The organism is Pseudoalteromonas sp. 78C3, from assembly GCF_002836695.1.
Lineage (GTDB): Bacteria > Pseudomonadota > Gammaproteobacteria > Enterobacterales > Alteromonadaceae > Pseudoalteromonas > Pseudoalteromonas arctica.
Window position 1 is genome coordinate 1 of sequence record NZ_PJAV01000013.1, and the last position, 4,961, is coordinate 4,961.

General features: G+C 35.1%; 3 protein-coding genes and 1 pseudogene. 3 read left to right on the top strand and 1 reads right to left on the bottom strand.

Annotated elements, in window-relative coordinates:
• Positions 1-1,070 precede the first annotated feature (1,070 nt).
• Entirely contained in the window at positions 1,071-1,832 is a 762-nt protein-coding gene (locus CXF76_RS00350) for a DeoR/GlpR family transcriptional regulator (protein ID WP_024591024.1), read from the bottom strand.
• 168 nt (positions 1,833-2,000) lie between these two features.
• Between CXF76_RS00350 and glpK the strand changes: the two genes are divergently transcribed.
• The 3 genes and pseudogenes from glpK to CXF76_RS00365 all read left to right on the top strand — a co-directional run.
• A complete protein-coding gene (glpK, locus tag CXF76_RS00355) occupies positions 2,001-3,482 on the top strand; it encodes a glycerol kinase GlpK (RefSeq protein ID WP_024591023.1) in 1,482 nt (493 codons plus the stop codon).
• Positions 3,483-3,711: 229 nt separating this feature from the next.
• Positions 3,712-4,443, top strand: a complete 732-nt coding sequence (locus tag CXF76_RS00360; RefSeq protein ID WP_024591022.1) for an MIP/aquaporin family protein — start codon at positions 3,712-3,714, stop codon at positions 4,441-4,443.
• A gap of 186 nt (positions 4,444-4,629) precedes the next feature.
• Positions 4,630-4,961 (top strand): annotated as a pseudogene (locus CXF76_RS00365) (patatin-like phospholipase family protein); the annotation flags it as partial.

A 4,961-nucleotide genomic window follows, 5' to 3' on the forward strand; every position in this document is an offset into this window, starting at 1 on the left:
TAACAAGGATGACCAAGCTACTGCAGATAACTATTGTATTTTAAGACTCTGAATAGCTATAACAGTACGAAGTTATTATTTACTTCGGTTTTCTTTTTATTAAAAATAACATTTAATAACGAACATTTGCAAACATTAAAGTACATAAATGAAAATTAGTCTAGCTATATCAAACCCACCGTAAAGCAATAAAAAACTTAGGAGTTTAATTTTTTCCGCTATAGTTTTTTGACACCCCATTAAATCAATAGTTACTACGGCGTTTTGATATCCGATAAATCAAGCAAGGCTGGGCCAGTTGGAGGTATATTGTTAGCTATCTTTATTTTTCTTGATACAACAGCTATTGCCGGCTGAAAAGCGCTTGTTATATCGATTGTATGTCTCTTTGGTTTCTTATTATTAAAGCCACAAATAGTTTTACCATCTATGGCTATAACGCCAACGTTTGTTGCTATATGTGCAGCCTGTGTCCAACGTATAAAATTTTGTTGTAATATCTATCCTATTAAAAGCATGATCATTTTATCTTCTTAAATAACTCTCTACGTTAAAAATTATTAATAGCTGACAGAATAGGGGCAGGAGGGGGAGCAATACAGGAAAATGCAGAGAGCAATTGGAGATAACAACTCTATGTCATAATTTTTCTTTGTTATCGCGCTATTTCCTCAGCGCTATAATAGATCACTAATTTAATACAATAGGTATGACTTTTCAGATGATATAGGTGAATAGTACCATCTATAGTGTTGTGAACTGGAAGACTACTTTCAAATGAGACATATTTTTCAAGCAAATCAATCTCATTATTAGCAACGTATTCAATGTTTTTCATCCATCTTCGGTGCAGATCACACCTACAACGAGAATGAATAAGATAGCATGAAGCTTATATTCGACTTTAGATTGCAGTTGTTCGTCGGATATTATTGAAAAATGTTCATCAAAAATTAATTGTATGGGACTTCTATTTATAAGAAACCTATTCGATCATGCTGTAGCTAAAATGGAAAGCTCATGATTTCCCCATGATGAGGGAAAATCTATTTAACTGTTATGTTAAGCTTTTACCGAGCGATATGCAGTTCGACATCGTGCTCATTGAGTAAAGTAAGTATACTTTCGGGTGGCTGAGCATCGGTAATAAAGTTATCTGCCTGTGAGATATTACCTAATTTTACCATCGCATACCGACCGAATTTAGAGTGATCTGCAGCAAGTAAAACTTTACGTGAATTTTCAATGATTGCCTGGGCTACGCGCACTTCACGATAGTCAAAATCAAGTAACGCACCATTTTCTTCTATGCCACTAATACCTATAATGCCAAAATCCATACGAAATTGTTTAATAAAATCCTCTGTGGTCTCACCAATAATCCCGCCATCTCTGTGCCTAACTTCTCCACCTGCGATAAGTACAGAAAAATCTTTCTTAACACCTAATATAGCCGCAACATTAAGATTATTAGTTACAACTTTCAAATTTTCATGACCAAGAAGTGCTTTCGCGATTGTTTCTGTTGTAGTGCCTATGTTTATAAATAAGGAAGAGCCATTAGGTATCATACTAACTACATGCTGTGCTATTTTTTGTTTAGCTTCTAAGTCCATGATTTTTCTAGTTTGATATGCTGTATTCTGAATGCTTGAAATGGCACTAGCGCCGCCATGATGACGTCTCAATTTATTTAAATTAGCAAGATAAGCCAGATCTCGTCTTATTGTTTGTGGTGTAACTTCATAATGACTTACTAGTACTTCAATAGAAATTGAATCTCTTTCTTTTAATAATTTTAGTATGGATTCGTGTCTTTGGTCTTGAGTCATTTTTTTCGCATTTTAAATTTAGTTAATAGTAAATTATAGGTTAAGAGCTAACAAATGAAAATCACATATAAATAATTATATATTAAAGTTGTATTTTTGTTGTATGTAGCAATTAATCCATGTAATAGTACAAAAACGAAAATAACCGAAAGTAAAAGTGAAAAAATAATGAATAACTATATCCTTTCAATTGATCAAGGTACGACAAGTTCTAGAAGTGTGCTATTTGATTTAAATGGTAATATTGCATACCTAGAACAACAAGAATTTGACCAGCACTTTCCAAAAGATGGTTATGTAGAACATAAACCAGAAGATATTTGGGCTTCTGTACAGCAAACAATGACAGCTGTAATGAAACACCTAGACCCTCAACACGATAAGGTTATTGCCATTGGTATTACTAACCAACGTGAAACGACAATAGTATGGGATAAAATTACTGGTGAGCCCGTTTATAACGCGATTGTATGGCAAGATAGACGTACGTCAGAGTTATGTAATGATTTAAGGGCCGCAGAAAAAGAAGAGTTAATTAGAAAAAAAACCGGCCTTTTAATAGACCCATATTTTTCTGCAACTAAAATAAATTGGATTTTAGAAAATTGTCCCGATGCTAGAGAAAAAGCAGAAAAAGGCGATTTAATCTTCGGTACTGTCGACACTTATTTATTGTGGAAATTGACAGGCGGAAAAGAGCACCGCACAGACGCAACGAATGCTTCGCGAACTATGCTCTTTAATATTCATACCCAAGAATGGGACGTGGAATTACTTGAACTTCTGAATGTGCCAATAGAGATGTTACCAGAAGTAATGGATTCATCAGATGATTTTGGTGTAACAGATGAACGCTATTTAGGTTACGAAGTACCTATTCTTGCAATGGCAGGAGACCAACAGGCAGCGTTATTTGGGCAAACTTGTTTTCAACCAGGAATGGCTAAAAGTACCTATGGTACAGGATGCTTTATGATGGTTAACACTGGCGATAAAGTACTTGAATCTGAAAATAGACTTCTCAGTACAGTAGCTTATAGATTAAATGGGAAACCAACTTATGCGCTAGAGGGGAGTATTTTTATTGCAGGTGCTGCAATTCAATGGCTTAGAGACGGTCTACAATTAATCCAAAAAGCTGAAGAAACAGAGTCACTTGCATGCAATACCTCACTAGATCACGGTATATATATGGTACCCGCTTTTACAGGATTAGGTGCTCCTTATTGGGATTCTAATGCGCGAGGTGCAATTTTTGGCTTAACCCGAGATACGGGTATAAAAGAGATCGTAACAGCTGGATTACAATCAGTTTGTTTTCAAACTAAAGACCTTCAAAAGTCAATGGAAGCTGATGGCGTAAGACCACAGGTACTAAGAGTTGATGGCGGTATGGTAATAAATGGCTGGCTTATGCAATTTTTGTCTGATGTTTTAGGAGCCGAAGTTGACCGTTCGACCATAAGTGAAACTACTGCTTTGGGTGTAGCTTACTTAGCAGGTTTAAAAGCGGGTGTATTCCCATCACTTGAATCATTAGCGACTAACTGGAATTGCGATAAACGATTTGTTCCTAACATGACTAAATCAAAACGTGATGAATTATATGCCGGATGGTGTAATGCGGTAAAAAAAGTACAAAGCGAATAATAAGCCGCTTAACTATAAAACCATAGCAACATATCTATTAAGGTTTATTAGTGGAGACTATTTTTATGATACCACTACATACTCCAAGCGTAAAAATAAATAAGTTGATACTTATCTTATGGTAATTTTCAGCTGTAAAAAAGTTTCAAAATATTCATGGTTTATACTTATGCAATAGATATCATTATTGAGGGTGGTTTTATGTTTATAATTAATAAGGAATATTAAAATGTCACCTTTCTTAGCTGAAATACTAGGAACTGCACTGCTTATTTTAATTGGGGGCGGGGTTGTAGCCAATGACATACTAAAGAAAACACTAGGCCATGGCGGCGGTTGGATGACGATTACCACTGCTTGGGGACTTGGTGTTTTTATCGGCGTGGTTGTTGCCGGTCCCTATAGTGGAGCACACCTTAACCCTGCAGTAACAATAGGCTTAGCCGTAGCTGGATCATTTCCATGGTCCGAAGTTCCAAGTTATATTTTAGCGGAATTTATTGGCGCGATGGTTGGCGCTTCGTTAGTTTATGCAGTTTATAAAGATCATTTCGATGCCACTGACGATCCCACCTTAAAACGAGCTGTTTTCTGTACATCTCCAGCTATACCAAATACGTTTAGAAATATACTTAGTGAAATAATAGGGACCTTCGTTTTATTAATTTGTGTTTTTTACTTCTCTTCAGCTGAAATTGACGATGGCTCTGGCGTAAAAATAGGCTTAGGTTCAATAGGCGCTATACCTGTTGCTTTTGTTGTTTGGGGTATTGGACTTTCTCTGGGTGGGACTACTGGATATGCAATAAATCCAGCTCGAGATTTAGGCCCGCGAATTGTACATTCTTTATTACCAATAAAAGGTAAAATTGATAGTAACTGGGGTTACTCATGGATCCCGGTAGTTGGTCCAATAATAGGGAGTGTTTTAGCAGCTTTATTATATATATTAGTTAAATAATTGAAATATAGTTATTTAATTTTACTAAAAAATGATTATACACAGACTACTTTTCTGAACACACAAAAGAAAAATATAATTTATATAAGCAATATAGTTAAATAAAAAAGGGCGTGTAGCCCTTTTTTATTTAAAGCTAAGGCTATTACCAATACAAAAATATAAATAAAAAAGTATAAAAAATTTATATATCGCGACGGCGGAATTATCGATTACCACTTTGACTTAAAAATTAATAACCCAGGACTTATTTTATATCCGCATTTTAATAGTGAGCCAAAAGCAGGGTGGTTCGATAAAAATTTAAAACGTAAAGTATCACCACTTAATTACGATAATGTGGTAATGATCACTCCATCAAAAGAATTTATAGTAAGCTTACCTTACGGAAAAATCCCAGACAGAAACGACTTTACCGATCTTGATGCAGATACACGCATTAAATATTGGAATACCGTTTTTAGTGAGACTGAAAAGTTGGCTGAGGCGTTTGATGAAAAATTAAATAATGAAAGTTT